This is a genomic window from Dysgonomonas sp. BGC7, assembly GCF_001261735.1.
Lineage (GTDB): Bacteria > Bacteroidota > Bacteroidia > Bacteroidales > Dysgonomonadaceae > Dysgonomonas.
Genome location: NZ_CVRP01000006.1, coordinates 1 through 25,572 on the forward strand (window position 1 = coordinate 1; position 25,572 = coordinate 25,572).

A 25,572-nucleotide genomic window follows, 5' to 3' on the forward strand; every position below is an offset into this window, starting at 1 on the left:
CCTGAAATGTTCGGTGCTGAGACTATACTAATGAACAGGGCTGAAACAAAAGAAGTATTTGACAATACGGTATTACTGATCAACAATTTCAAGCATTACTTCCGAAAGTTTGACCAGCCTATTTATGAGAATCCTTCTCCGGGAAACAAAGCAGGAGGAATAACAACTCTTGAAGACAAATCTTTGGGTTGTACTCAGAAAGGAGGAAACTCTGAAGTAGTGGATGTGTTAGACTACGGACAGTCGGTTACCAAGCATGGGCTGAATCTGCTGAATGCTCCCGGAAACGACCTTGTGGCGGCTTCGGCGCTGGCCATGTCGGGATGCCAGATTGTACTCTTTACAACAGGGCGAGGAACTCCGTTTGGGGCATTTGTGCCTACGATGAAGATATCAACAAACAGTAAACTCTACAACTTCAAGAAAAACTGGATAGACTTTAATGCTGGGGCTCTGCTGGAAGGAAAAAGTATGCAGACGGTTCTGGACGAATTTATCAATTTCACTGTCGAAGTTTGCAACGGGAAGCATCTCAAACACGAGGAGACAGGATTTAAAGAAATTGCTATATTCAAATCAGGGGTAACCCTATAAGAAAGAAAAAAGAAGAAATTTTACATACACATCAAGTAGGGATAGCCCTCTGCTATCCCTTTTTACATCCTTAATCTTAAATAAAATATTACAAAATCATAGTCATTAAGGCCTTGTCTAATAAATATATAAGGCTAAAACCATGTAAATTAATACCATTATGAAAAATCTAAACTGGCATTTTCTGCAAATAATGCTAATCGTTTTCTTTGCTCTTTCATGTTCAGATGACGAGGTGATTAAAGAAGAGGAAAATCCTCTTAATTTTATTCAGATAGAAGAACTAACAGGAACCTACAAAGTAACAGATTATCTTATCTACAAAACAACAGAGAATCCTGTTAAAGATGAGAGTAAAATTGGCAATTTCTGGCAAATCGAGGAAAAGAATATTTCAATTGATTGTTCTCAAAAGGCCTCTTTTAGTTATTCAAATAATGTTATTACCTCCAATGGTGTACGATATAGAATAAACAAAGAAAATGATAAGCTCATAGTAACATTCATTTCAGGCAGTAAAACAGAGATATATCTCGAGCCAACCACTGAGGCCTGTCCGGATGAAGGAGAGGAGAAAGAAGAAGAGAAGCCAATTACAGGGAATGTGGAGTTAGACAAACTATACGGATACGCCGAAGGAACTACAGGGGGACAAGGAGCAACAGAAGCTAATACTCATCATTTCGATAATGGGAAGAAGTTTACAGAATGGCTCAAATTAAGAGAGAAAAACAAATCGGAAGAACCTGCCATAGTATGGCTTAGTGGAACTTTTACTAAAGAAGATGGCAGAGATTCCAGTAGTCCTTGGTTCGACATAAAGAGAACTAATAATATAAGTATTTATGGAACAAACTCTTTCAAAATGGAAAATGTTGGTTTTTTCCTGAATGGAGCTAACAATATAATTATAAGAAACATATATATTAAAATGCCAAAGGCAGATAATGGAGCTGATGGTATATCGATGCAAGCATCGAGCAAAGTATGGATAGACCATTGTACTTTCGAGTCGATGAATCAAACTTCGGACTATGAAGATGGATCTTGCGATATTACACATGCAACAAAACAGGTAACCGTATCATGGAATCATTTTATAAAAACGCAGAAAACAGCTTTAGTCGGACACTCTAACAGTGCAACTGCCGATGCTGTTATTACAGCCACTTTCCATCACAATTATTTCGATAAATCTAGCTCAAGACATCCAAGAGTAAGATTCGGAAAAGTACATGTTTATAATAATTTCTATAACGGAGTTACAACCTACGGAGTAGGTAGTGCATATGAAGCAAAAGTACTTGTAGAGTACAATAATTTCGATGCTGTTCATTTACCAACAGATATTTGCACCTTCCCTGCTAAAAAATCAGGGAGTAGTTGGGTATCGAATCTCACTGGGAGTAAGGCCGGATATCTATATGAAAGAGACAATACCTTTACCAACAAGCCTTCGAACTCATCTGACCCATATCCTTTTGTCAATACAGAATATATTGCATACAACGGAGAAAAGTTGAACACACCTCTTATTTTTAATGACTTCAAACCTGAATATGAATATATCTTAGATGATTCGGAAAAAATAAATGAAATAGTACCATCCGGAGCAGGAGTAGGAAAGCTTCCAAATTTCGAAACAGCTCCTATAGATGTAAACAATGGAAATATAACCGGAGGGAATGAAGGAGGAGGAGAAAATCCAACTCCTGACCCCGATCCAGAAGAGGGGAAGGAACTTGGTGGAGGTTGGTATGCGTTGAATATAGGAGATGCAGATGGAACGAACTCCATATCGACAGATAAGAAAGCCATTACCATGACAGGAAAAGGTAAATTTGAAAGTGGAAAACAGGAGTTTAGCTATGTATACAGAGAAATTACAGGCGATTTTGAGATAACTGTTTCATTAGACGACTACACTACAGCCAGCTCATCCAATCAGTCGGAAGCCGGGCTTTTATTCACTCCCGATATAACTACTACAGGCAATGATTTCATGCACGCACTAAGTGGCAAAGGAGGAAATGCCTTCAACTATTCCCATCGTATATCTGTTGCCAATTCGTCTAAAGGAGGACTGGATACACCTACAACTTCGGGAGGAAAAACATATTTGAAATTGAGAAGAGTTGGTAACAATTATTACTCATCCTATTCCCTTGATGGAGGAATAACATATGGTAAAGAATCGACGAAAACATTTACCATTGAATTACCGAATAAACTATATGTAGGGCTAGTTGTAAATAGTGGCAGTACAAGCCAGACAGCAACAGCGATATTTAGCGATCTGAAGATAAATGGCATAGCTTATCTGTTCGGGGATTAATAAACAAAGACAAGATATAAAGGTATAAAATTAAACGGGCTTCTATCTAAGGAAGCCCGTTTTCTGTTAAATTAGAGAACTTTATTTTTTTTATTTTCTTTTTCTAGTACTTTTGTTTATAAAGTGGGCAATACAAATATACCTTTACAGTATGGCTGAATCCTTGGGGTTACATTTTTTCAACCAATTATACACAGATTATAATCTGAGGTTTGTCCGTTTTGCCAACTCATACGTTCGAAACATTACTGTTGCAGAAGATATAGTTACCGAAGCCTTTGTTGCCTACTGGGAAAATAGAAATAATTTATCAGAGAATTCGAATATCCCTGCATATGTATTGACTATTATACGCAATAAATGCTTAAATTATCTCCAACAACAAAAAATACACAATGAAATTTTAGACAATATACAGGCTCACTCCAACTGGGTATTAGATATGCAAATATCAACATTGGAAGCCTGTAATCCGGAAGCCCTATTTTCGTCCGAAGTACAAAAGATAATAGATGATACACTTGCATCCCTACCAGAAAAGACATTAGAAGTTTTTATAATGAGCAGATATAAAAATATGTCTCACAAAGAAATAGCAGAAGCTCTACAAATAACAACAAAAGGTGTCGAGTTTCATATTACTAAGGCACTTGCCCAACTCCGTAAGAATCTGAAAGACTATACTTTTATCTTTTTAATATTATTTCTTTACAATAACCACTAGGGATATGCTTCTCTCATCTGTTATTAATATAGATAACAGATAAAATGAATTATAAATTAATATATAAATTTTTTGAAGGCCAAACTTCTATGGAAGAAGAGATGGCTCTACGAGAGTGGATTAATGAAACTCCAGATAACGAAAGACTATTTTTAGAAGAGCGTAATATATATGATGCTTTTATTCTAAATAGTGAGAATAAAACAAAGGCTGAATCCTATCCTGAAAGAAGAATTATATCTTCAAATAAGAATAAACATTATCTAAAAGAATTTCTAAAAATTGCAGCAGTATTTCTGGTAACTGCATTGGGCACATGGTACTACTTCTCAGAATCAAAGATCTCAGATACAATGCAAACAATATCGGTACCGGCAGGACAGAGATTAAACCTTATCTTACCTGATGGCACTAACATCTGGCTAAACGCAAAAACGACAATAAAATATCCAATAACATTCAACAACGACAAACGCCTCATATACTTAGACGGACAAGCATATTTTGATGTCGTAAAAAATGAAGATGTTCCATTTATTGTAGACACAAAAATAGGACAAGTAAGAGCTTTGGGAACAAAATTTGATGTATTAGCTTATTCCGACGACACCATATTCGAGACAACCTTGATGGAAGGCAAGGTAAAAGTAAATTTACAGCACAACCCTCAGCAATCTGTTATACTAAGTCCTAGAGACAAATCCGCATTAGAGAATGGAGAATTAAAAGTATCCATTATAGAAGATTTTAGCAAATATGAATGGCGAAACGGATTTATAAGTTTTAGAGACGAAACCTTTGAGAATATCATGAAATCTTTTGAAAAAATATACGATGTAAAAATTGTGATACAGAACACAAAGGTTAATAAGTTCACTTTCACAGGAAAGTTCAGAGTAACAGATGGAGTCGATTATGCCTTACGTGTATTACAAAGAGACGTGAAATTTAGTTACGAACGAGACAATGAAAAACATATAATATACATAAACCAATAGAAAACCTCAAAAAAATCTAATGCCTATGAAATAAATGAAAAAGTACAAAAAAGCCAATAAATGTTGCAGCATTTATTGGCTTAAAGAGTCAATACAATTTTTTAGATCGTATTAATTAAAAACATCGTAAATCTATGGAAAATAATGTCTTTCAAGATCATTTACACCCGAAAAATAAAAAAATTAAACATTTTTTTAGAATTATGAAAATCACAACTTTATTATTCTTTTTAGGGGTACTCTCTATTTATGCAGGAGACTCATACTCCCAAAATGCGAGGGTCACAATTAATAGAAAAAATGTTCAGTTAGAAACACTTCTAACCGAAATAGAAAAACAAACCGATTATCTGTTCATTTATAATAATCAGGTAGAGGTAAAACAGGTTGTATCAGTAGATGCTGAAAATAAGCCTGTTTCTCAATTATTAAATGATGTGCTTAAAAAAACGGATATAAATTACGTTATGGAAGGCACACACATTGTTTTATCAAACAAAAAAAATAAATCTTTTGAAGATGGGAACAGTTCCCTACAACAAAGTAAAAAAATAATAGGAACAATACGGGATGGAGCAGGAGAACCATTGATAGGAGTCAGTGTTTCAATAAAAGGCACTACAACTGGTACGATGACCGATATAGATGGAAATTTTAGTATCAACGCATCGCCTGACGATATTCTTTTATTTTCTTATGTAGGATATAACCACCAAGAAAAAAAGGTCGGAACCAATTCAACCTTTAGTATTATTCTTACCGAAAACACGACAATATTAGATGAAGTTGTTGTTACGGCATTAGGAATCAAACGTGCAGAAAAAGCATTAAGCTACAATGTGCAGAAAATAACAAATGAAGATCTAACATCTGTAAAAAATGCGAACTTCATGAATTCTCTTGCCGGTAAGGTAGCAGGTGTTCAGATTAACTCAAGTGCTGCTGGTCCGGGTTCTGCCGTTAAGGTAGTTATGCGCGGAGCTAAATCCATTTCTTTGAGCAACAATGCGCTATATGTAATAGATGGTATTCCAATGAACAACTTTACAGGAAATAGTGGTGCAGAAATGGGTTCTCTATCTTCTCAGCCGGGTACGGAAAGTATTGCAGATATCAATCCCGACGATATAGAAAATATGTCTGTCTTGACAGGGCCATCTGCTGCTGCTCTTTATGGTTATGAAGGTGCTAACGGAGTTGTTCTTATTACAACAAAAAAAGGAAAGGCAGGTAGAACCACTGTTACATACAGTAATAGTACTACTTTCTCTGATCCGTTAAAGATGCCAAAATTCCAAAATGTATATGGGAATGTCTCCGGACAAAGTAAAAGTTGGGGTGAAAAACAGAATAATTACAGATATGATCCTAAAAACTTTTTCAATACCGGAACTAATGTAGCAAATACCGTTTCTCTTTCTACAGGAAGTGAAAAAAGCCAAAGCTATTTCTCTGTATCGGCCAACAATGCTTCAGGTATTCTCCCCAACAATGACTATGACAGATATAACTTTACCTATCGCAATACAACCTCATTTCTGAATGATAAATTTGTTCTGGATGCGAGTGCAAATTATATTTTGCAAAATAATAAAAACATGGTTTCTCAGGGACAATACTTTAATCCGCTGCCTTCACTCTATCTTTTTCCTCGTGGCGAGGACTTCAGTGATGTTCAGGTCTATGAGCATGATGATCCTGCAACAGGAGCAACTACTCAATTTTGGCCATATGGAGATCAGGGATTATCATTGCAAAATCCATATTGGATAATGAACAGAATGAACAGAGAAACAAATAGAAAGCGCTATATGCTATCAGCTAGTTTACAATATAATATTACAGATTGGCTAAATATAGTAGGGCGTGTAAACATCGACAATTCTACAGTAAAAAATACAGATAAACGTTATGCAGGTACACTAAATACATTCGCCGGGAAAAAAGGACGCTATAGATTAGGACTTAGAGATGACAGACAGGTATATGCAGATGCAATGGCAACAATAAAAAGAAATATATCTGATTTTTCTTTCGATATAAATTTAGGTACATCGATTAAAGACCGTCGTTGGGAGAGTAATATGATTGAAGGTGATCTCAATAAAGCTACAAATTGGTTCTCGACAGAGAATATGGGGCGTGCTGTCGGTGTTTTCAAAATAGATGAAGATGGCCTTAAACGTCAAACCCAATCAATATTTGCAAACGCAGAAATCGGATATAAAAATTTCTTATACCTTACTCTTACCGGCCGTAACGACTGGGATTCAGCTCTTGCTTATTCAGAATCAAAGGAAAGATCATTTCTTTATCCTTCAGTCGGTTTATCCGGACTTATTAGTGAAGTCGTAAGTTTACCTAAATGGTTCAGTTATCTAAAGGCACGTCTTTCATTTACTTCTGTAGGTTCTTCTTATGATCCATACCTAACAAGAGAGTTTTACCACTATGATGAACAAACCGACTCATATAAATTAGCTGAATTAATTCCTAATTATAGATTAAAACCTGAGATTACAGATTCTTTTGAAGCTGGACTTAACATGAGATTCTTAAATGGATCCCTCAATTTAGATGCTACTTATTATTATTCTGACACTCGTAACCAAACTCTGAAAAGAATGGTAGATACAAGTGGTGGTTATAAAGGAGAATATATACAGGCTGGTAGTGTCGCTAATACAGGAATCGAATTAGCTCTAGGATATAATAATAGTTGGAGTGGATTCTCCTGGACTTCCAATTATACGTTTACTTACAATAAAAACAAAGTAAAAGATATCTTAGGGAAAAAAGGGAAAGAGACAAATATCAAAGAATATGATACAGGTGTATTAGGAAGCTCTGGTTCTCCAATAGTAAGATTAACAGAGGGAGGCACAATGGGTGATATATATATGACTTCCGATTTCAAACGAGACAATAATGGTTATATCTATTTAGATCCTGCAACACTATTACCCTCTATGGTTAGCCTCAAATCGGAGGATTATAAAAAAATAGGATCTCTATTACCAAAAATCCATATGGGATGGCGCAATTCATTCTCTTACAAAGGAGTGAGCCTTAATGTATTACTTTCCGGTCGATTTGGAGGCCTAGTTGTTTCTAACACACAAGCAATACTTGACCGCTATGGAGTCTCTGAACATAGTGCCCAATTACGTGAATCTGGAGGAGTAAGTATTAATGGAAGACAAGTCTCTACTCAAGATTTTCTCAATGTAGTTGGTGAGGGTACTGGTAAAGCAGACTATTATGTATATAAAGCAGATAATATACGTCTACAAGAAGTAAGCATGGAATATACTTTACCAAGAAAATGGGTGAACAATATTGCTGGTATAACAGTCGGAATTGTCGGAAGTAATCTTGCGATGTTATATTGTAAAGCTCCATTCGATCCTGAATTAGTTGCATCAGCTTCAAGCACATTCTATACAGGTGTTGATTATTTTATGCAACCAAGTCTTAGAAATATAGGATTCAGTCTTAAATTACAATTCTAAAAGAAATGAAAACAATGAAACAATATAATCTGAAAGAAATGATAATGGCAATAGCTCTCTCATTTGCTATTCTCTTATCATCATGTATAGATGATAAACTAAATTTGCATCCGACCGATCCAACCGAAGACGACTTTACCGAAGCAGAGATATTAGGTCTGCTTTTCCCCACATTGATATCCACTATGCACTATGCACAAGAGAATCGAAACCAAATGGTAGACCAGATGGTTGGAGCACAATATGGAGGGTATATGGTTACCATCAATAATTGGCAAGGAACAAATTTTGGGACATTCAACCCTTCTACAAACTGGGTAGATTATTCGTTCTCTACAATTATGGTTGACTTTTACTCCAATTACAACAAAGTAAAAAGAGTAACAGAAAGCAAAGGTTACATATATGCCTGGGCGAATATATTAAGAGTGGGGACAATGCTCCGTGTCACAGATATTTATGGTCCTATTCCGTATTCCCAAACCGAAGCAGGTTTTGAAGCAGTAAAATATGATAATGTACAAGATGTATACCATAATATGATAGCTGATTTGAACAATAGTATAGAAGTTTTGAATAGCTACATATTAAGTAGCCAAGGTCAGGAAAGTCCATTAGCCGAATATGATAATGTATATAAAGGTGATTTTAGTAAATGGGTCAAATTTGCCAACTCATTAAAATTAAGGATGGCAATCCGCATTGCTGCTGTAGATACCGAATATGCAAAAAAAGCTATTGAAGAAGCTATAATAGCCGGCCCAATAGTATCGAATGTCGATAATGCTTTCATTCCTACTGATGACAACCCTTATTATAAAGCTTCTGTATCATGGGGAGATTTAGCTATAAGCGCAACATTATCTGCATACATGAATGGTTACACGGATCCCCGTCGCTCAGGATATATGACAATGGCTACCGGCTCTACTTATAGAGGTGTACGTATGGGTATAAAAGATATAGACAAATCAGTATATTCTGGTTCTAATTTTTCAAAACCAGCTTTTAATGCGCAATCTCCATTATTAGTATTTTGTGCTGCCGAAACTGCTTTTCTTAAAGCAGAAGCTGCTTTAAAAGGATGGATAGCAGGAGGAGATTCGCAAGCTAAAGCTTTTTATGAAGAAGGAATAAAACTTTCGATGGAACAACACAAAGTTTCTATAGGAAACTATTTATCAGGAACAACTTCTCCAGAAGAATATAAAGATATCTCCGCCTCAGGTAATAATATTACAGTAAGTAATCCTATTACCGTTTCTTGGGATAATTTTGGCACCACACAAAACACAAAATTGGAAAAAATTATAACTCAGAAATGGCTGGCAAACTTCCCTCTTGGCATGGAATCATGGAGCGATCATCGTCGCACCGGTTTCCCTCAACTATTTCCAGCCAAAGACAACCTAAGTTCTGCCGGATTTATAGGAGCAGTTACCAATACATCTTCCCGTATGGCAAGACGCCTACCTTTTCCTGACTCTCAGTATAGAGGAAACAGTGAAAATGTCAAAAAAGCAGTACAAATGTTAGGTGGAGATGATGTGGCAAATACTGATCTTTGGTGGGCTAAAAAACCATAAGTAGATACCTTAAAAATAGAAGATTATGAAAATAAGAATTTTAAATATATCGTTTTTATTTATTGCATTATCCATTTTTTCCTCTGGATGCAGTGACTGGACAGAAGAAAAATCTATTAATGATACAGATTTGAATTCAACAATAAAAACCGATGAATATTATGCTGCACTTAGAGCTTGGAAAAATACACCAAATCTACCTCAGGTATTTGTCTGGTTCGATAACTGGACAGGAACATCTCCAACCGGAGAGAATAGTTTGAGAGGGTTGCCCGACTCCGTAACTATCGCATCTAACTGGGGCGGACATCCAAAATTTGAGTTGAGTGCAGACCGCAAAGCTGATATGGAATATGTGCAAAGAGTAAAAGGAACAAAGGTTGTAGTAACTTTATTCTCGGCAAAGGTAGGTGATGACATGCCTTGGGATGATATCTATAATATAGGGAACAGTAGTGACGAAACCCTAGTTAGACCGGCTATAAGGAAATATGCTGAAGCAATTTATGATGCAGTAGTCGCCTCGGGATATGACGGATATGATTGGGATTATGAACCTCAGGGAGGAGGTGAATCCTCTGCTTACCTCTGGAAAAACAAAGTACAAAGGACAATCTTTGTTGAAGAACTTGGTTATTGGTTTGGATTAGGTTCTCAAAGGACTGATCGAGATGGCAGAAAACCGGCAAAGCCGGGATTACTATTTCTTGTTGACGGAGAAATAGGAATCAGAGGTCGTATGGATAAAGATTGGGAATCGCAATATATTGATTATTTTGTATTACAAGCCTATGGAGGAATGTCTAATAGCCGTATGGCAGGAGTAATTGTAGATATGAGTGAACACATTGCTGCCGGAAGAATCACAGCGACAGAAGTTGTGCGCAGAACAATAATCACAGAAAACTTCGAATCATATGCTAATACCGGAGGTGGATTTTTGAATATGTCAAGATACATATATAAAGCTCAATATGAAGGAGAAGAAATTGATCAACAAATTGGAGGCTGCGGTTTATATCGTTCCGGATTCGATTACATCCCTAAAGGAAAAGGAGACTATGATGGATCACCTGAATATTATTTCCTGCGTCAGGGAATCACAAATATATACAGGACTTTCTACGAAAGACAGAATCCTGCACCTGAATCTGAACAACCATAAAGATTTGTATTGATAACTTGTAAAAAGAATAATATGAAATATATATATATATTATGTTTTAATATCGCATTACTAGGCATTCTGTTTACCGGATGCAATAATGCTGAATATGATGAAAAAGATAATAGCATTTATATGTCTGATGCTGCATCATCCACTAAGTCTATAACTTTAACGATGGATAATGGAGTAGATATAAATATAAATGTACGTTTGGCAAAAGCAATAAATTCGGATGTAGAAGTAGAGATCAAACTAAATCCTACATTGCTCGATTCTTATAATGAACAAAATAGTAGTGAATATCATCCTGTTCCTAACTTCCAACTACCTACAGGTGCAAAAGTTGTAATTCCAGCGGGAGAGCTAGGTGCTGTATATAAAATTAGCGTTGAAGATTTTGAAACTGAAGGAAAGCAATATGCACTTGGAGTAGAATTGGGTAATGTAGTAAAAGGCAGTATAGAAAAATCTGCTGCCATGTCTAAATTCATCTACCTATTATCAAAGCCACTAAATGTTTCTGTTCCTATAATGAAGGGTGTTAATGGAGGTATGGTTAAAGCAGACCCGGAAACAAACTGGGGTATTACTACCTCACAATGGAGCTTAGAATGTTGGGCCCGTATGTCAGCATACAGTAAAAACAATCAGGCAATTTTTAACACAGGAAGTAGCGACCATGAAATATATATTCGATTTGGTGATGCAAATAAACCATATAACTACCTACAAATAAAAACATTAAAAGGGCAAGTACAAACACCAAGTAATCTCGTTGCTAATAAGTGGTATCATTGGGCTTTCGTATATGATGGAACGACACTCAAAATATTCCAGAATGGAGAAGAAATCGTTAAATTTGATCCTCCGGCTCCAATTGGAGGAGCTGTACGCTTCGATTTCTTACAAATGATTTCAAGTGGTGCGACTTATTTTCCTGATAGATGTGCTATGAGTCAGGTACGCCTATGGAAAACAGCTATAACGCAAAATCAAATAAAGAACAACATGATTTATTCTGTTGACCCAAAGAATCCGGATCTTATCCTATATATACCAATGGACGAAGGTGAAGGCAGTAGTTTCTCTGATATTACGGGTAATGGACATAATGCCGTAGCTAGTAGCGGAATATTACAAGGATGGGAGCACAATATTCGCTTCGATCAACAATAAATACAAGATTTATTTGACCTTTTTAGGTTAACTAAGTAACTTTAAAGTCTAAAGAGAGCGGCTTCCGCCGCTCTCTTTGTCTTTTTCAATAAAAAGTATAAATAATCTAATAACAAAGATGAAACATAAGAAGCAACTTTTTTCTTTTATATTAGTATTTCTGAGCCTAAGTATATCAAATATAAATGCTCAAACTACTGTACAAAATGGAAAGCCAAAAGGGCGGATTATTATTACAACCAATAGTATCCCTGAGAAGAAAGCAGCAGAATTATTACAAGATTTTCTACAACGTATAAGTGGAACTAAGCTACATATAGTAGAGAATATAACTCCCAATAGAGGTGATATTGTAATTGGTAATGAAAATCAGAACAAATCTGTATTTACAAAAGACTTGACCGAAGACGGATTTCGCATAACTAACTCAGATGGTATATTACACATTGTATCAGGAGGAGGTAATGGTTCTATCTATGGAGTAGTTACCCTTCTCGAACGCTTTTTAGGAGTTGGATATTGGGGCGAACATGAATATTCTTTTCAACCTCAAAAAACAATAACTTTTCCTTCTATAGACATAGCTGAAAATCCGGCTTTCAGATATAGACAAAGTCAGAATTATGCATTAGCGACTGACTCTATATACAAACTATGGAACAGATTAGAAAGTCCGGACGAAGTATTCGCTGCTGATTATTGGGTACATACATTCGACAGACTACTTCCATCTGAAAAATATGGAAAAGAGCATCCCGAATATTATTCTTTCTTTAATGGAAAACGTCATCCGGGGAAGGCTAGCCAGTGGTGTTTGACCAATCCTGAGGTATTGGAAATAGTAACAGCTAAACTCGATTCTATATTTAAGGCCAACCCTCAAAAGCATATAATATCAGTGAGCCAGAATGATGGAAACTATACTAACTGCCAATGCGAAAAATGTAAAGCGATAGACGAACATGAAGGGGCATTGTCTGGAAGCCTTATACACTTCATAAATAAATTGGCTGATCGATTTCCTGAGAAAGAAATATCTACCCTCGCCTATCTATATACAATGAAACCGCCAAAACATGTAAAACCTCGGCCAAATGTCAACATCATGCTCTGTAGTATTGATTGCGACCGCGAAGTAACATTAACAGAAAATGCTTCGGGCAGAGAATTTGTAAAAGCGATGGAAGGCTGGAGCCGAATTTCAGATAATATATTTGTTTGGGATTATGGCATCAACTTTGATAATTATCTAGTTCCATTTCCAAACTTCCACATATTAAGAGAAAATATTCGCCTTTTCAAAAAAAATCATGCTACAATGCATTTTTCGCAAATAGCAAGTAATCTAGGAGGTGATTTTGCTGAAATGCGCACTTGGCTTGTATCCAAACTTATGTGGAACCCACAAGCCGACACAGACTCTCTGCAAAATGTATTTCTAAAAGGCTATTATGGAGATGCTGCTCCATACTTATACCGCTATATAAAGATAATGGAAGGAGCTCTAATAGGTAGTGGTCAAAGGCTTTGGATATACGATTCGCCGGTTTCTCACAAGTACGGAATGCTAAAACCTGAACTAATGAGACGTTATAATATACTTTTCGACAAGGCTGAACAGGCTGTAGCAAATGACAGCACTTATCTAGCCAGAGTACAAAGGTCTCGTCTGCCTATCCAATATTCCGAATTGGACATTGCCCGCTCGGAAAGTAATATGGATGTAGAAGATATAATAAAAAAGCTAGATCTATTTGAACAAAGAGTCAAGTTATTCAATGTTCCTACCTTAAATGAACGTAACAATTCTCCTATAGAATATTGCAACCTTTACAGAAGCCGATATATACCAAAAGAAGAGAATACCATATCCAGAGGAGGAAAAATATCTTATATAGTACCACCTACCGGAAAATATGCAGAAGTCGGAAAAAATACATTGACGGACGGACTATATGGCGGTGCAACATTTGTTGAAGGATGGGTTGGCTGGGAAGGTATTGATGGTTCTTTCATTCTGGATTTAGGGGAGCAGAAAGAATTTAATACTATCCAAACAGATTTTTTACATCAGCTTGGTGCGTGGGTGCTTCAACCTACAAATGTAACCTACTCAATATCTGATGATGGAGTAGATTTTAAAGAAGTGAAATCGTTAGATAACCCTGAAGATCGGGATGTAAAAATAAAGTTTGTAGATATTACATATACAAGCGAAAAACTAATGAAAGCCCGATATATAAAAGCTGATATTACCGGAACAAAAACATGTCCGCACTGGCATTACGGTGTAGGACATCCATGTTGGTTCTTTATTGACGAAATTGTAGTAAAATAGTATTTTTATATAATCAAAAACAAAGAAGTATGAATATAAAAAGCTTAGCCTGTATAACTCTAGCAAGTTGCGCAATAATGATCTCCTGTGGTAAAAACGAACAGGAGCCCGTTCTGCAAAACCTCACTCAGTATGTAGACCCTTACATAGGAACCGGTGATCACGGACATGTATTTGTGGGTGCTAATGTACCATTCGGACTTGTACAGCTCGGACCAACCAACATTACTGAAGGCTGGGACTGGGTATCGGGATACCATATTTCCGACTCCACTATATGGGGATTTACCCATATGCACCTCAGCGGAACAGGTATCGGAGACCTTTGCGATATTGCCTTCATGCCTGTGACAGGAAACCCGACTCTGGGCAAAGGTGTTATCACAGATCCAAACTCCGGGATGTATTCCCTTTTCAGCCACGAGAAAGAAACAGTTAAAGCAGGGTATTATGCTGTGCATTTGGACAGATATAATATTGATGTAGAGTTGACAGCAACAAAACGTGTTGGTTTCCATAAATATACTTTCCCTGCTTCTGAGCAGGCTAAAGTAGTCATAGACCTGAAAAGTAAAATAAACTGGGACGAGCCCACAGACACATATATCATACAAGAAAATGATTCGACTGTTTCAGGATATCGCTATTCCAAAGGATGGGCTAACAACCAAAAAGTATATTTCACAGCTTCTTTTTCTAAGCCTATCAAACAATTTATAGTCTCTATGGGGCAGGATATAAAAGAAGGAACTGAACTTAAAGGTACAGGTGTGATAGGACAAGCATTGTTCGAAACAATGAAGGACAAAGAAGAGCTGTATGTGAAAGTAGCCTTATCTCCTGTAAGTATAGAAAATGCCAAGCTAAACATGAAAGCAGAACTTCCCGGATGGGATTTTGCTGCTACCATAACCGAAGCTGACAAGGCATGGAATCAGGAACTCAATAAGATACTTATACAAACTGATGACAATGTCATTAAGAGGACATTCTATACGGCTCTTTATCACACGATGATAGCCCCTTCAGAATTCTGCGATGTAAACAACGATTATAGGGGAGCAGATGGACAAATGCACACAGATGCCACATTTAAAAATTATACGACTTTCTCTCTCTGGGATACCTACAGAGCTGCTCATCCTCTGATGACCATCATACACCCCGAAAAGGTGAACGATATGATAAATACTATGCTGACAATATATAAACAGCAGGGAAAACTACCTGTATGGCACCTCGTGGGATGCGAAACGGACTGTATGGTAGGTAATCCGGGGATTTCTGTTGTAGCAGACGCCATATTAAAAGGATATGATGGGTTTGATCATAAACTGGCTTATGAAGCGATGAAGAAATCAGCAATGCTCGACGAACGGGGGCTTAATTATCTGAAAGAATACGGATATATTCCTTACGATAAAGAAGAGGAAGGATTATCTAAATGTATGGAGTATGCTATTGCAGACTGGGCATTGGCTCAAGTGGCTCTCAAGATAGGAGAAACTCAGGATTATGAATATTTCCTCAAACGGAGTAAGGCTTATACCCACTACTTCGACAAGTCGACAGGTTTTATGAGAGGGCTGTCTGCTGACGGAAAATTCAGATCGGGACTTAATCCTTTCGAGTCGGTACATCGTGAAAATGACTATACAGAAGGTAACGCATGGCAATATACATGGCTGGTTCCTCACGACATAAAAGGATTGGTAGATCTGTTTGGCAGTAAAGAGGCTTTTGTTACAAAACTCGACTCATTGTTTATCGTTGAGGGAGCATTAGGAGCCAACGCATCACCTGATATTAGTGGTCTTATTGGACAATATGCGCATGGAAATGAACCAAGCCATCATATATTATACATATATCCGTATGTAAGCCAACAATGGAAAACTGCACAAAGAGTTAGACAAGTGCTTGCCGATCTATATCACGACAAGCCTGCGGGACTGTCGGGGAATGAAGATGTAGGACAAATGTCTGCTTGGTATATACTCTCAGCTATGGGATTCTATCAGGTAGAACCGGCCGGAGGAAAATATATATTTGGAAGTCCGATCGTTGATCAGGCCGAAATAAGAGTTAAAGACGGAAATATATTCAAAGTAATTGCCAAAAACAATAGCAAAGAGAATATATATATACAGTCCGTTACCCTCAATGGTAAACCTTATGACAAGTATTATATCGACTTTCAGGATATACAAAAAGGAGGTGTCTTAGAATTCCAAATGGGAAAGAATCCTAACTCATAATAAGAAAAGCAAATAAGAGAATGCGTCTCGACTCACTATATTCGAGACGCATTTTTATTAAAGATGAGCGGAGTAAACAGCTTTTCGAAGATAGTTACCCGATAATAAGAATTATTTTATATTTTTGTGTCGTTTTAGGTCCTGTAGTTTAATGGATAAAATAAAGGATTCCGGTTCCTTCGATGTGGGTTCGATTCCCGCCAGGATCACAGATATATAAATAAATCGACTGATTATATTGTTTATAATCAGTCGGTTTTCTTTCAGGGGAGTTATGAGAGGTGTTATTTTAGTGAGAGCGTTTCAACTCAATAAATCAGCCATTTGAAAAATATAGTTTATATAGTACAAAGGAAAGACCTTTAATTTGATTTTAAAGTTTTTTTCTATAAATATTTAATTTCAATTTGATTAGGCTCATATCCTTCAAATGTTATCGATATATATTATAGTCCCTCCAAATAGAATTAATTTATCCTCTAATACGAGAAACACATTCAAATACAACTAAATATCTACACAGCCACAATATAAACGATAGAAAATTATATTAAATAAAAAAAAGCCATAATCCAATTAGATTACGGCTCTACAGTAAAATACTTCTTATTAAATCACTTTTTTCCAGAAAATGTATAGTAATATCCCGAATTACTCGTTATCCTAACAGCATTATCGTTTACCATGAACTGAACATATGGAGAAGTCGCAACAGACTGCCAAATACTTGCAGCAGAAGCTTCTATAGTAACATCAAACGGAGGTGGTACTTTACGTCCTGCTATATCTGAAAAGGTTAAAGTATAAGTGTTACCTTCTTTTTTGGTCACAACAAGACTCGTTTCTTTAGTATCTACAGTAATGTAGTTACCATAATAGGTTCCTGTAATATCAACCTTAGCTTTTTCATCATCATCGCCACATGAAGACAGCATACTGAAACCTACAAATAGGCATAATGCAAAAATTAGTTTTTTCATAATTTTGTAAATTGTATTCGTTTTATCGTATCAATATTAAAAACACTTGGTCTTTAATTATAAAAAACAAAAGTCATTATAATCATCACAACTTTTACAATAAAGAAGCAAATAAGGAAGCGCATAACAGCAAAAAATGATTTTTCGCAAAAAAATGCAATAAGCCATATTTAACAACAAACACTCCAACCATCTACAAAACAACTATTTGCTATTTAGATACACTCTTCTTGCGCAAAATACAATGTACATATTAGCAGGATCTCTATTATTATTATGATCTTTATATCCGATATCCAAACTTTATAAAAATTAACTTTATGATTTCAAACTTTATAAAAAGAACTATTCACTTTATTTTATTATCTCTTGTTCCACTTCTCTCTTATGCACAATCTGAAGATAAAAATGAAAGTTATGCCGATAGTTTGATGCAAATAGTGAATAAAACAAAAGGGAATGAAAAATTAGAAGCCTTGAGTAACCTTACGGACAGAATGGAATTAAGCTCTAAAGGATTGTTATATGTAAATATGCTAGAAGAAGAAAGTATTAAACAAAAAAATGATCGAATGTTAGGAAAAGCTTATTTTCATAGAGCAAATCATAACTTTTTTGTAAAGAGGAAATTAGACAGTATTGAAGTATATCTAAATAAAGCAAAAGAATTAGGTTTTGAGGATACAGATCTAAAAATGACCCGTTTATTAATTGGAGCTTACATGCATAGTGCTAAATATACTTCTGCTTTATTTTTGTTGAAAGATATTTTAAGTAATGGAACGATACCAAAAAATTCAATAGAAGAGGGGCTTATTTATGGAGAGTTGGAACACGTTTATCGAGAATTGAGAAACTACGAAGGGGCTATAATTGCTGGTAATAAAAGTATAGAAGCTCTAAATCAATATGCAACTACTCATGCCAACTTCAATTTCGAATCTTATGCCGAATCTAAATTTAACACACTATGGGGTTTAATAGATTCATATAGACATACAAAAAGATTTTCAGAAGCTATCAACATGACAGATTCAGTTTTTACATTAATAAAGCAAGCAGATAAAGAAGCCAAGGATAAGTTTCATTATAAAGGATGGTTTCTGACTACTGCATTTCTAAAAAGAGCATCTACATTTTTGGATGCCAATGATTTGCACAATGCAAGAATAAATCTCGATAGCGTTAAAAACAATCAGGACAGAATAATGTTTGATTATACCCGAAGCAGTTACATGTTTACAGAAGGAGTATATTATAGAAAAAAAGGAGATTTCAATAGATCATTAGAATATATAAATAGAGGATTTGCAATAACAGATGCAGAAAAAATGAACACTGATGCTGTAATTCATGTAAATTTAACAAAAAGCGAAAGCTTGTATGGATTGGGAAAATTTTCTGATGCTTATGAACTGTTAGATGATATATTTCAGAAAAAAGACTCTTTGGATGCAAAATATATGTTATCTCATTTATCTGAATTACAAACGATCTACGAAGTTAATCAAATGAAATCTGAGATAGAAGTAAAAACTGTTTCATTACAACGCACAAAGACTATCATACTTGCACTTAGTGGAGTTTTGCTATTATTATTGATTTTATTTATTGTAACTAAAAAAAATAAAAAAGAGAGAGAAAAAAGAAACAAAAAAATATACGAACAATATCAATTGATGAAGTCTTACTTAGGACAAATCAGGGAACAACGAGACCAATTGGCATTTTCAAGGCAGAAAGAAGAAGAAGATTCTGTAATAAATTGGGCTGAACGGGCGCACAGCTACCTTCTGGAAACAGAAGATTTTAAGAAAGAAGATCTGTCACGAGATAGCTTAGCTATTGCTTTAGGCACAAACAGGCAATACTTAATAGATGCAATAAAAACAGAAACAGGCAAAACATTTAAGGAATATATAAATAGTATTCGTGTAGAATATGCTTACGAAATTCTCATTACAGATAGTACAGCAAGTATAGAAAGTATATATATAGCAGCCGGATTCACAACTCGCAGTACATTTAACCGAGCCTTTAAAGAGCAATATGGAATGAGCCCCATAGAAATGAGAGAGGCATCCAGACAAAGAGAAGAAAATATTGTAAATAAAGTAAACGATATTAATTAAATATCATCGACAATAAAAGTGAAGTGACTTATTAAAGCCACCTCACTTTTGATTCAAGAGCAAGAATTATTTAAAATTTATAAGCTATCCCTATTTTAAATACAGCTAAATCGTAACCGAGTTCGGCCATTCCAGCCAATTTATCTGTAAAATAATATCTTGCTCCAAGAAAAGCTCCAAAATCAATGCCACTTGCAGAAGCACTATATCCATCATAAGCTCCGCTAGTACTTCCCGATACAATATCGTAACCAAGTGCGAGTCCGGCATAGGTATCTAACTTATCCACTAATTGGTAATGGAGAGCACCTCTGGCTCCTATGATGAAATCGCTATACTTATACTTAAATTCAGAAATGTATCCTATACTATATTTGTATTCGGAAGAAGCATACCCAACGTATCCTCCGACTCCCAATGAACTTTTACTGTCGAATAGCTCGTCAATAATACATACTTCAAATGAGCCTGTAATAGGAGGAATCTTTGTAGAATAGCCACTACCTGTATGCAAGGTACTACCAAAACCAATACCCACATTGATAACCTTGTCATCTTTACTAAATGTGTTTTGTGCCGAAGCCACCATGAAGCTTGTAAGTATACAAACGAAAGTTAATACAATTTTTTTCATAACTGAATTTGCTAATTTGTTGAAATTAAAGAGTTTTATATTTAATAATTCATATTGGTTATATTATAATTCACAGGAATACTACAAGAGCCAACTTCAATAACCTTAACCCGTATTTTGTCTGTTAATACAGAGCCATTCGCCCTATATGGAGTCAGGGTTAGTGTATAACTACCTTGTTTGCTATAAGTATGCTTCAATACGTGAATGAGTACTGTCATATCTGTCGTGTATTCAATCGGAGAACCATCTCCAAAATCCCATGCCAGTTTATCTATCTGGTTTACCCCCGATCCGGAATTGACTTGTACCGAGATTGTTAATTCCATCTTTTGGCATACATCAGTAGGAGATAATTCTATTTCTTGCATAGCAAAGTAAGATGTTAAAAATGGAGGCAACCCAAAATTTGGTTTATATGTCGCATCAAAGAAGTTTGGTATAATAGCAGTCTCTGTTCCTCCTTCATTCGGATTTAATATTACATATAAATTTCGGCTGGCCGAACCATTATTGGGATGTATAGCAGTGAAATCAGCCCCTCCAATTCCATAAATTCTCCCATCGGAAGCCAGTTGTAATGTCGTTACTAAAAAGTTTGATAACCCTCCCAGACTAGTAGTCCAATATAGCACCGGATTAAAAACATCCACTTCTTCTACACAGATTCCATTACTTCTTAACGAACCGATATAAACATATTTACTATCTTGAGAAAATTCTACTCCATATGGACCTAGTCCATAACCTAAAGGATCACTAAATACAGATGTTTTAATATCTGTAATTATTCCTGTTTTATTGTCAAATTTACCACGGGTAAAGTTTAATGAGTTGTAATCACACTGAGCAATGCGGGTTCCATCAGGAGATATCTTTATATAGCCGATGGAACGTGATCCATATGCGACATACTCATCCAATCCGGGACGCTTATTTATTTCGTCTATATCGATGCCGGCATCCGATACAACAGCATATTCGCTAACACCCTGCGATGTAACTAAAAAAGAAAAGAAATAACGTTTTATACGGGTTACTATCCAATAATCTTTACCATTATAATGTCCTGTGGCTGTTATATTTTCAGCAGTCCATTTTTTATCATATGATATAGGTGTACCATTGAGATACCCCTGTATGGGTATATTAGTGTTTTTTTCAATAACAGCACCTAGTCCTCCATTCTCATTCATATCTACCAGCGAATAGCACAATCCGGGAGGTAAAATCCCCGGTCGGGGATGACCTGGTGTATTTAAGCTCCACTCTCGTCCGGGAACAGTGAATACATAATAAATATGAGATGAACCAGGTACCGGTATTGCCAATCCTGCATTGGTCGATGACAAATCTCCATATAAGTCTGTACCATTTTGCATTACAACCATATTTTTATCAAATATCGTTGAGCCATCAGAACTAAAAAGAAGATTTCCTTTTTTCTCTGATATAGAAAAACACCCCTCATATGTATTTATTGGCCCTGAAGCAAAAGTAGGCAGGCTGGATATTCCATTGATTGTTTGAGTATTGTTAAAATTCATCCCTGCTCTATAACCAAAATACCAAAGATTAGCTTGTTTCTGTGCTGCTACTGATATTGTAGCCAATATTAAGGACAGGGTACATATAATATATTTAATATTTATCATTAGCCTATTTTATTATAAATACTACGTTAACAAATGAGTTTGCATCCACATCTAAGCTCTTTATTTTGTAGGTCATTACCCCATTTGCATTCACGCTCACACTCTCTATTATTCTATTATCGTAGTAAGTGATAGCAAAATCCAACTCTGATCTTTTATAAAGGCTTCCTGAGTAAGGTGCAGGAATAGTAGACAATGCAGGATTACTGCTGATAAATGCCGTATTTCCTGTTTTGGTAAATTGATTTGCATATTGTGCATAAAGATCGTAAGTTAAAATAGAGCCAATGGTAGCCAATGGAATATTGAACGATGGTGGTGAAAAATAACGGGAATCATCTTTTGTCTCCAGTTTCCATCTTCCTCCATCCCATATATAAACCCCTTGTCTGAATATTTTTTCTTTATTTGTTTCTGTACCCGGACTTACATAAATATTGTAGACCATAAGCCCTGCATGCTTTTCTTTTATTTTACTCGTAGTTGCATTTACCCACTCTGTATCAGTTGTGGGAATGAAAGGCTCCAAAGTATTCTTGTCAACAAGAAATACACGAGGTAATCCCAAACCTCCTTTAGTAGATGTTACATTATCCGAATTAGGCTCTTGTGTCTTTATTTCCAATAAAGATGCTCTCTCCGGAGGAACAGATGATCCTATTGTTACTTGTCCATATAGTACATTTACGACAAACAGAAATACGAATAAACTAAGTGTTTTTATCAGATGTGAATAGTATTCTCTCATTATAGTTGTGTTCAAGTAAATTTTATTAATACTGATGAATATTAGGGTTGATAGGAAGAAGACAGGATCGGACTTTTATCAATGCTGTTTTTTTCATTCCTTGCATTTCTACTCCATAAGCATCATATGCTGTAATGCTAAGATTGTAAGTTCCTATTTTATCGTAAGTATAACTGACAGTTTTAGTTCCTATTCCAATATAACCGGGATCTAAGGGTGAAACATCAGGACTAAAAGTGAATATAGAATTTGGTTTTCCATCTCCGAAATCGACAACAATAGTTTTCATATCATCATATCCCTCTCCTCCATAAATTTGAAAGTCGAAAGAACTTGTATGATTGAAACAAGCTATAGCCTCAGGAAGTGGTATAATTTCGAACCTAAACCAAGGTGCTGCGGCAGTAGGAAGCCCCCATGAGAGATTTCCTGTAGTTATTATATTTTCTAATTTGTATATCCTTATATTAGTAGGATCATCAGGATTATCAATAACATACATGTTCTTATCAGAAAAAGATTGGGGAATATACATCCTTCCATCCGGAGCCAAACCTATTGCTCCTAAATGAGGATTACCCTCTGATTGGCCTTGTGGCTTGATAGGTAAGAAAGATGGGTTGAACTTAAAGGTATTTATAGGGTTCGTTGTTGTAGGATTCGCTAATAGAGCATCTATATCATAAATAGTCAGATTAGATCCATAAGGGCTAATTTCAGCACCAGATACACTTGTTAAATACAAGTATTTTCCATTTTTACTAAACGCTACGCCATAGCCATGTCCATCATTATTTCTGGTTCCTAGCTTTTTTATATATCTATTACCAAATTTTCCTGTGCTATTATCAAACTCTCCGAAAACAAAATTCACAAGAGCATTCTCCTGACTTTCACCATAACAGTTCCACGCAAATTTACTTCCATTGGGGCTGAACACAATATAGCCATTGGGATACATATCTGCACGTGGAGCAGAGCCAACGCTCACTATATAGTGTGGAGTATGCTGTACTCCATTTTTGTCTACTTTCCACACATTGAGGAATGCAGCATAGTTTGTTGATGGATCAAGGCCCCGCCCTACAGCTACAATCCAAAAATCTTCTCTATTGGAATGCCTTACTGCCGTCAATGTTTCTCCTAGCATCCCTCTACGACCTATTGATATCAAAATATTCTTTTTACCCGGCATTACATCTCCAAGACCTTGTCTAAGAGTCATATCTATGATAGAATAAGACAGATTGTCTGATATATTAGCACCCAAAGTAAAAGCAATATATTTATTATTATCTCCCGGATATGGTACTATAACTCCGGATTGGGAAGACGAAGAGTGCCCTGTAAGATCTCCATTGGCATTAGGCATCGGGGTTCCATTCTTGTCCCAAATTGTTATCCCATTCGAATAGAACAAGAGATTACCGTCTACATCTGATATGGCAAAACACCCTTCATGTGTATAAATAGAGGATGGTATTTCGGTCGGGATTCCAGATAGAGTTGCATCTACAGCCGTACCAAACAACCCTATAGCAGGAAAATCCCGAGTTGTTTTCCAAGTTAGACCAACATTACGGGAAAATAACCAATTGTAGTTTTCTTTCTGAGCATATAATCCTTGTCCCAAATATAAGAACGATAGTAACATCATTAGTGTCCGTTTCATCTGTGTCTAGTGTGTATTTATTAGTCTCTGATTATAAAAATGATATTTATAAATGATGTTGGTTTAGGATTCACTGATTTCACTCTATACTTCATAATCCCGTCCGGATCTATGCCGGAAATAGTCAATACGGATTCATCGTAATGAATAACGACATAGTCCAATTCATTTTTACTGTAAAGTTTATCTGAAGATTTATCAGGGATCATGCCTAAAGTAGTATTACTGCTTGTGAAAAGGTTATTTCCAGATTTAGTAAATCGTTGTTGATAAACAGCATAAAGGTCGAATACTAGGTCTGGATCATTTGCTTCCGATATAGCAGGTAGAGGAAGGTTAAACGGTGGGCAGGGAAAAAAAGATGTTTGAGGAGAACTTTTAAAAGCTAAGTCCCATTCTTCTCCGTTCCATGTATATATTCCTTGTCTAAATATTTTATTTCGATCAACTTCTGTATCGGATGAAGTATAAGTATTGTATACCATAAGCCCGATATGCTTATCTTTAATTTTGTTGATAGATGCATTTGCCCAATCAACATCCCCTATAGAAATAAAAGGTTCTAAAGTTGTTCTGTCCACAAGAGAGACACAGGGTAGTCCCAATCCACCCTTTGTAGAGGTTACATTACTTATATCTATAGAAGATACAGGAAAAGTGACTTCCTGAGTTTTCAGCTCTAATAAACTACCTTTTGCCGGTGAAGTTAATGTACCTATTGTAATTTGTGCTTTTATAAAAACGCATGGGGCTAGTAACAAAAAGAAAATCACTAATTTCTTAGTGTATAAATTAATAATTCTGTCCAAATAGTTCATCTTTTGTGTAAATACATTTTGCTGTTTTTATTTTCAACAAAAATCGACAAAAACACAATATATCAGTATGTATATACGCAAATTCAGTCTCGTTATTCAGCAAAATAACAATAGTGAACAGGCATCAACAGACACATATCCAAATAATTGCAATTTAGATGTATAGCTTTTGCAAATAGATATATAGCAACCGATAGACTCAGTCTTCTATCTTCCTACTTTTTTCTTTATCTCTATATCAATT

At 35.8% G+C, this 25,572-nt stretch carries 16 protein-coding genes, 1 tRNA gene and 1 pseudogene; 12 read left to right on the forward strand and 6 right to left on the reverse strand.

Going from position 1 to position 25,572, the window contains the following annotated elements:
- The 11 genes and pseudogenes from BGC7_RS03775 to BGC7_RS03825 all read left to right on the forward strand — a co-directional run.
- A pseudogene (locus BGC7_RS03775) lies at window positions 1-594 on the forward strand (UxaA family hydrolase); the annotation flags it as partial.
- 160 nt (window positions 595-754) lie between these two features.
- Window positions 755-2,929 carry a pectate lyase family protein gene (locus tag BGC7_RS03780; RefSeq protein ID WP_082206456.1) on the forward strand — a complete coding sequence of 725 codons (2,175 nt, stop codon included), beginning with the start codon at window positions 755-757 and terminating at the stop codon, window positions 2,927-2,929.
- 151 nt (window positions 2,930-3,080) lie between these two features.
- Entirely contained in the window at window positions 3,081-3,653 is a 573-nt protein-coding gene (locus BGC7_RS03785) for an RNA polymerase sigma-70 factor (protein ID WP_050700242.1), read from the forward strand.
- Window positions 3,654-3,697: 44 nt separating this feature from the next.
- Window positions 3,698-4,651, forward strand: coding sequence for a FecR family protein (locus BGC7_RS03790; protein ID WP_050700243.1), 954 nt, complete (start codon window positions 3,698-3,700; stop codon window positions 4,649-4,651).
- 203 nt (window positions 4,652-4,854) lie between these two features.
- Window positions 4,855-8,163, forward strand: a complete 3,309-nt coding sequence (locus BGC7_RS03795; protein WP_185112943.1) for a SusC/RagA family TonB-linked outer membrane protein — start codon at window positions 4,855-4,857, stop codon at window positions 8,161-8,163.
- Between the two features lie 14 nt (window positions 8,164-8,177).
- Window positions 8,178-9,749: a SusD/RagB family nutrient-binding outer membrane lipoprotein gene (locus tag BGC7_RS03800; protein WP_050700487.1), complete on the forward strand. Its 1,572-nt coding sequence runs from the start codon at window positions 8,178-8,180 to the stop codon at window positions 9,747-9,749.
- Window positions 9,750-9,774: 25 nt separating this feature from the next.
- Window positions 9,775-10,914 (forward strand): glycoside hydrolase family 18, encoded by a 1,140-nt coding sequence (locus BGC7_RS03805; RefSeq protein WP_050700245.1) that lies wholly within the window; start codon window positions 9,775-9,777, stop codon window positions 10,912-10,914.
- 33 nt (window positions 10,915-10,947) lie between these two features.
- On the forward strand, window positions 10,948-12,093 hold the full coding sequence (locus BGC7_RS03810) for a DUF1735 and LamG domain-containing protein (RefSeq protein ID WP_050700246.1): 1,146 nt from the start codon (window positions 10,948-10,950) through the stop codon (window positions 12,091-12,093).
- 118 nt (window positions 12,094-12,211) lie between these two features.
- Complete coding sequence (locus BGC7_RS03815; RefSeq protein ID WP_050700247.1) at window positions 12,212-14,431, forward strand: DUF4838 domain-containing protein; 2,220 nt, start codon at window positions 12,212-12,214, stop codon at window positions 14,429-14,431.
- A gap of 29 nt (window positions 14,432-14,460) precedes the next feature.
- Complete coding sequence (locus BGC7_RS03820; RefSeq protein WP_050700248.1) at window positions 14,461-16,689, forward strand: GH92 family glycosyl hydrolase; 2,229 nt, start codon at window positions 14,461-14,463, stop codon at window positions 16,687-16,689.
- 137 nt (window positions 16,690-16,826) lie between these two features.
- Window positions 16,827-16,898 (forward strand) — tRNA-Arg (locus BGC7_RS03825).
- A gap of 405 nt (window positions 16,899-17,303) precedes the next feature.
- On the opposite strand, the gene BGC7_RS03830 is transcribed toward BGC7_RS03825, so the two are convergent.
- Window positions 17,304-17,669 carry a hypothetical protein gene (locus BGC7_RS03830; protein WP_157258657.1) on the reverse strand — a complete coding sequence of 122 codons (366 nt, stop codon included), beginning with the start codon at window positions 17,667-17,669 and terminating at the stop codon, window positions 17,304-17,306.
- 320 nt (window positions 17,670-17,989) lie between these two features.
- Here BGC7_RS03830 and BGC7_RS03835 point away from each other — a divergent pair, with 320 nt between their 5' ends.
- Window positions 17,990-19,801, forward strand: a complete 1,812-nt coding sequence (locus BGC7_RS03835; RefSeq protein WP_050700250.1) for a helix-turn-helix domain-containing protein — start codon at window positions 17,990-17,992, stop codon at window positions 19,799-19,801.
- Window positions 19,802-19,871: 70 nt separating this feature from the next.
- Here BGC7_RS03835 and BGC7_RS03840 read toward each other — a convergent pair whose 3' ends face one another.
- The 5 genes from BGC7_RS03840 to BGC7_RS03860 are packed head-to-tail and all read right to left on the reverse strand — an operon-like array spanning window position 19,872 to window position 25,319.
- On the reverse strand, window positions 19,872-20,435 hold the full coding sequence (locus BGC7_RS03840) for a hypothetical protein (protein WP_050700251.1): 564 nt from the start codon (window positions 20,433-20,435) through the stop codon (window positions 19,872-19,874).
- A gap of 41 nt (window positions 20,436-20,476) precedes the next feature.
- Window positions 20,477-22,090, reverse strand: coding sequence for a PKD domain-containing protein (locus BGC7_RS03845; RefSeq protein ID WP_050700252.1), 1,614 nt, complete (start codon window positions 22,088-22,090; stop codon window positions 20,477-20,479).
- Between the two features lie 4 nt (window positions 22,091-22,094).
- Window positions 22,095-22,838, reverse strand: a complete 744-nt coding sequence (locus BGC7_RS03850; RefSeq protein ID WP_050700253.1) for a hypothetical protein — start codon at window positions 22,836-22,838, stop codon at window positions 22,095-22,097.
- Window positions 22,839-22,863: 25 nt separating this feature from the next.
- The gene (locus tag BGC7_RS03855) at window positions 22,864-24,510 is read right to left on the reverse strand and encodes a lactonase family protein (RefSeq protein ID WP_050700254.1); all 1,647 of its coding nucleotides are present in this window, start codon (window positions 24,508-24,510) and stop codon (window positions 22,864-22,866) included.
- Between the two features lie 20 nt (window positions 24,511-24,530).
- Window positions 24,531-25,319 (reverse strand): hypothetical protein, encoded by a 789-nt coding sequence (locus tag BGC7_RS03860; RefSeq protein ID WP_157258658.1) that lies wholly within the window; start codon window positions 25,317-25,319, stop codon window positions 24,531-24,533.
- Window positions 25,320-25,572: the final 253 nt, after the last annotated feature.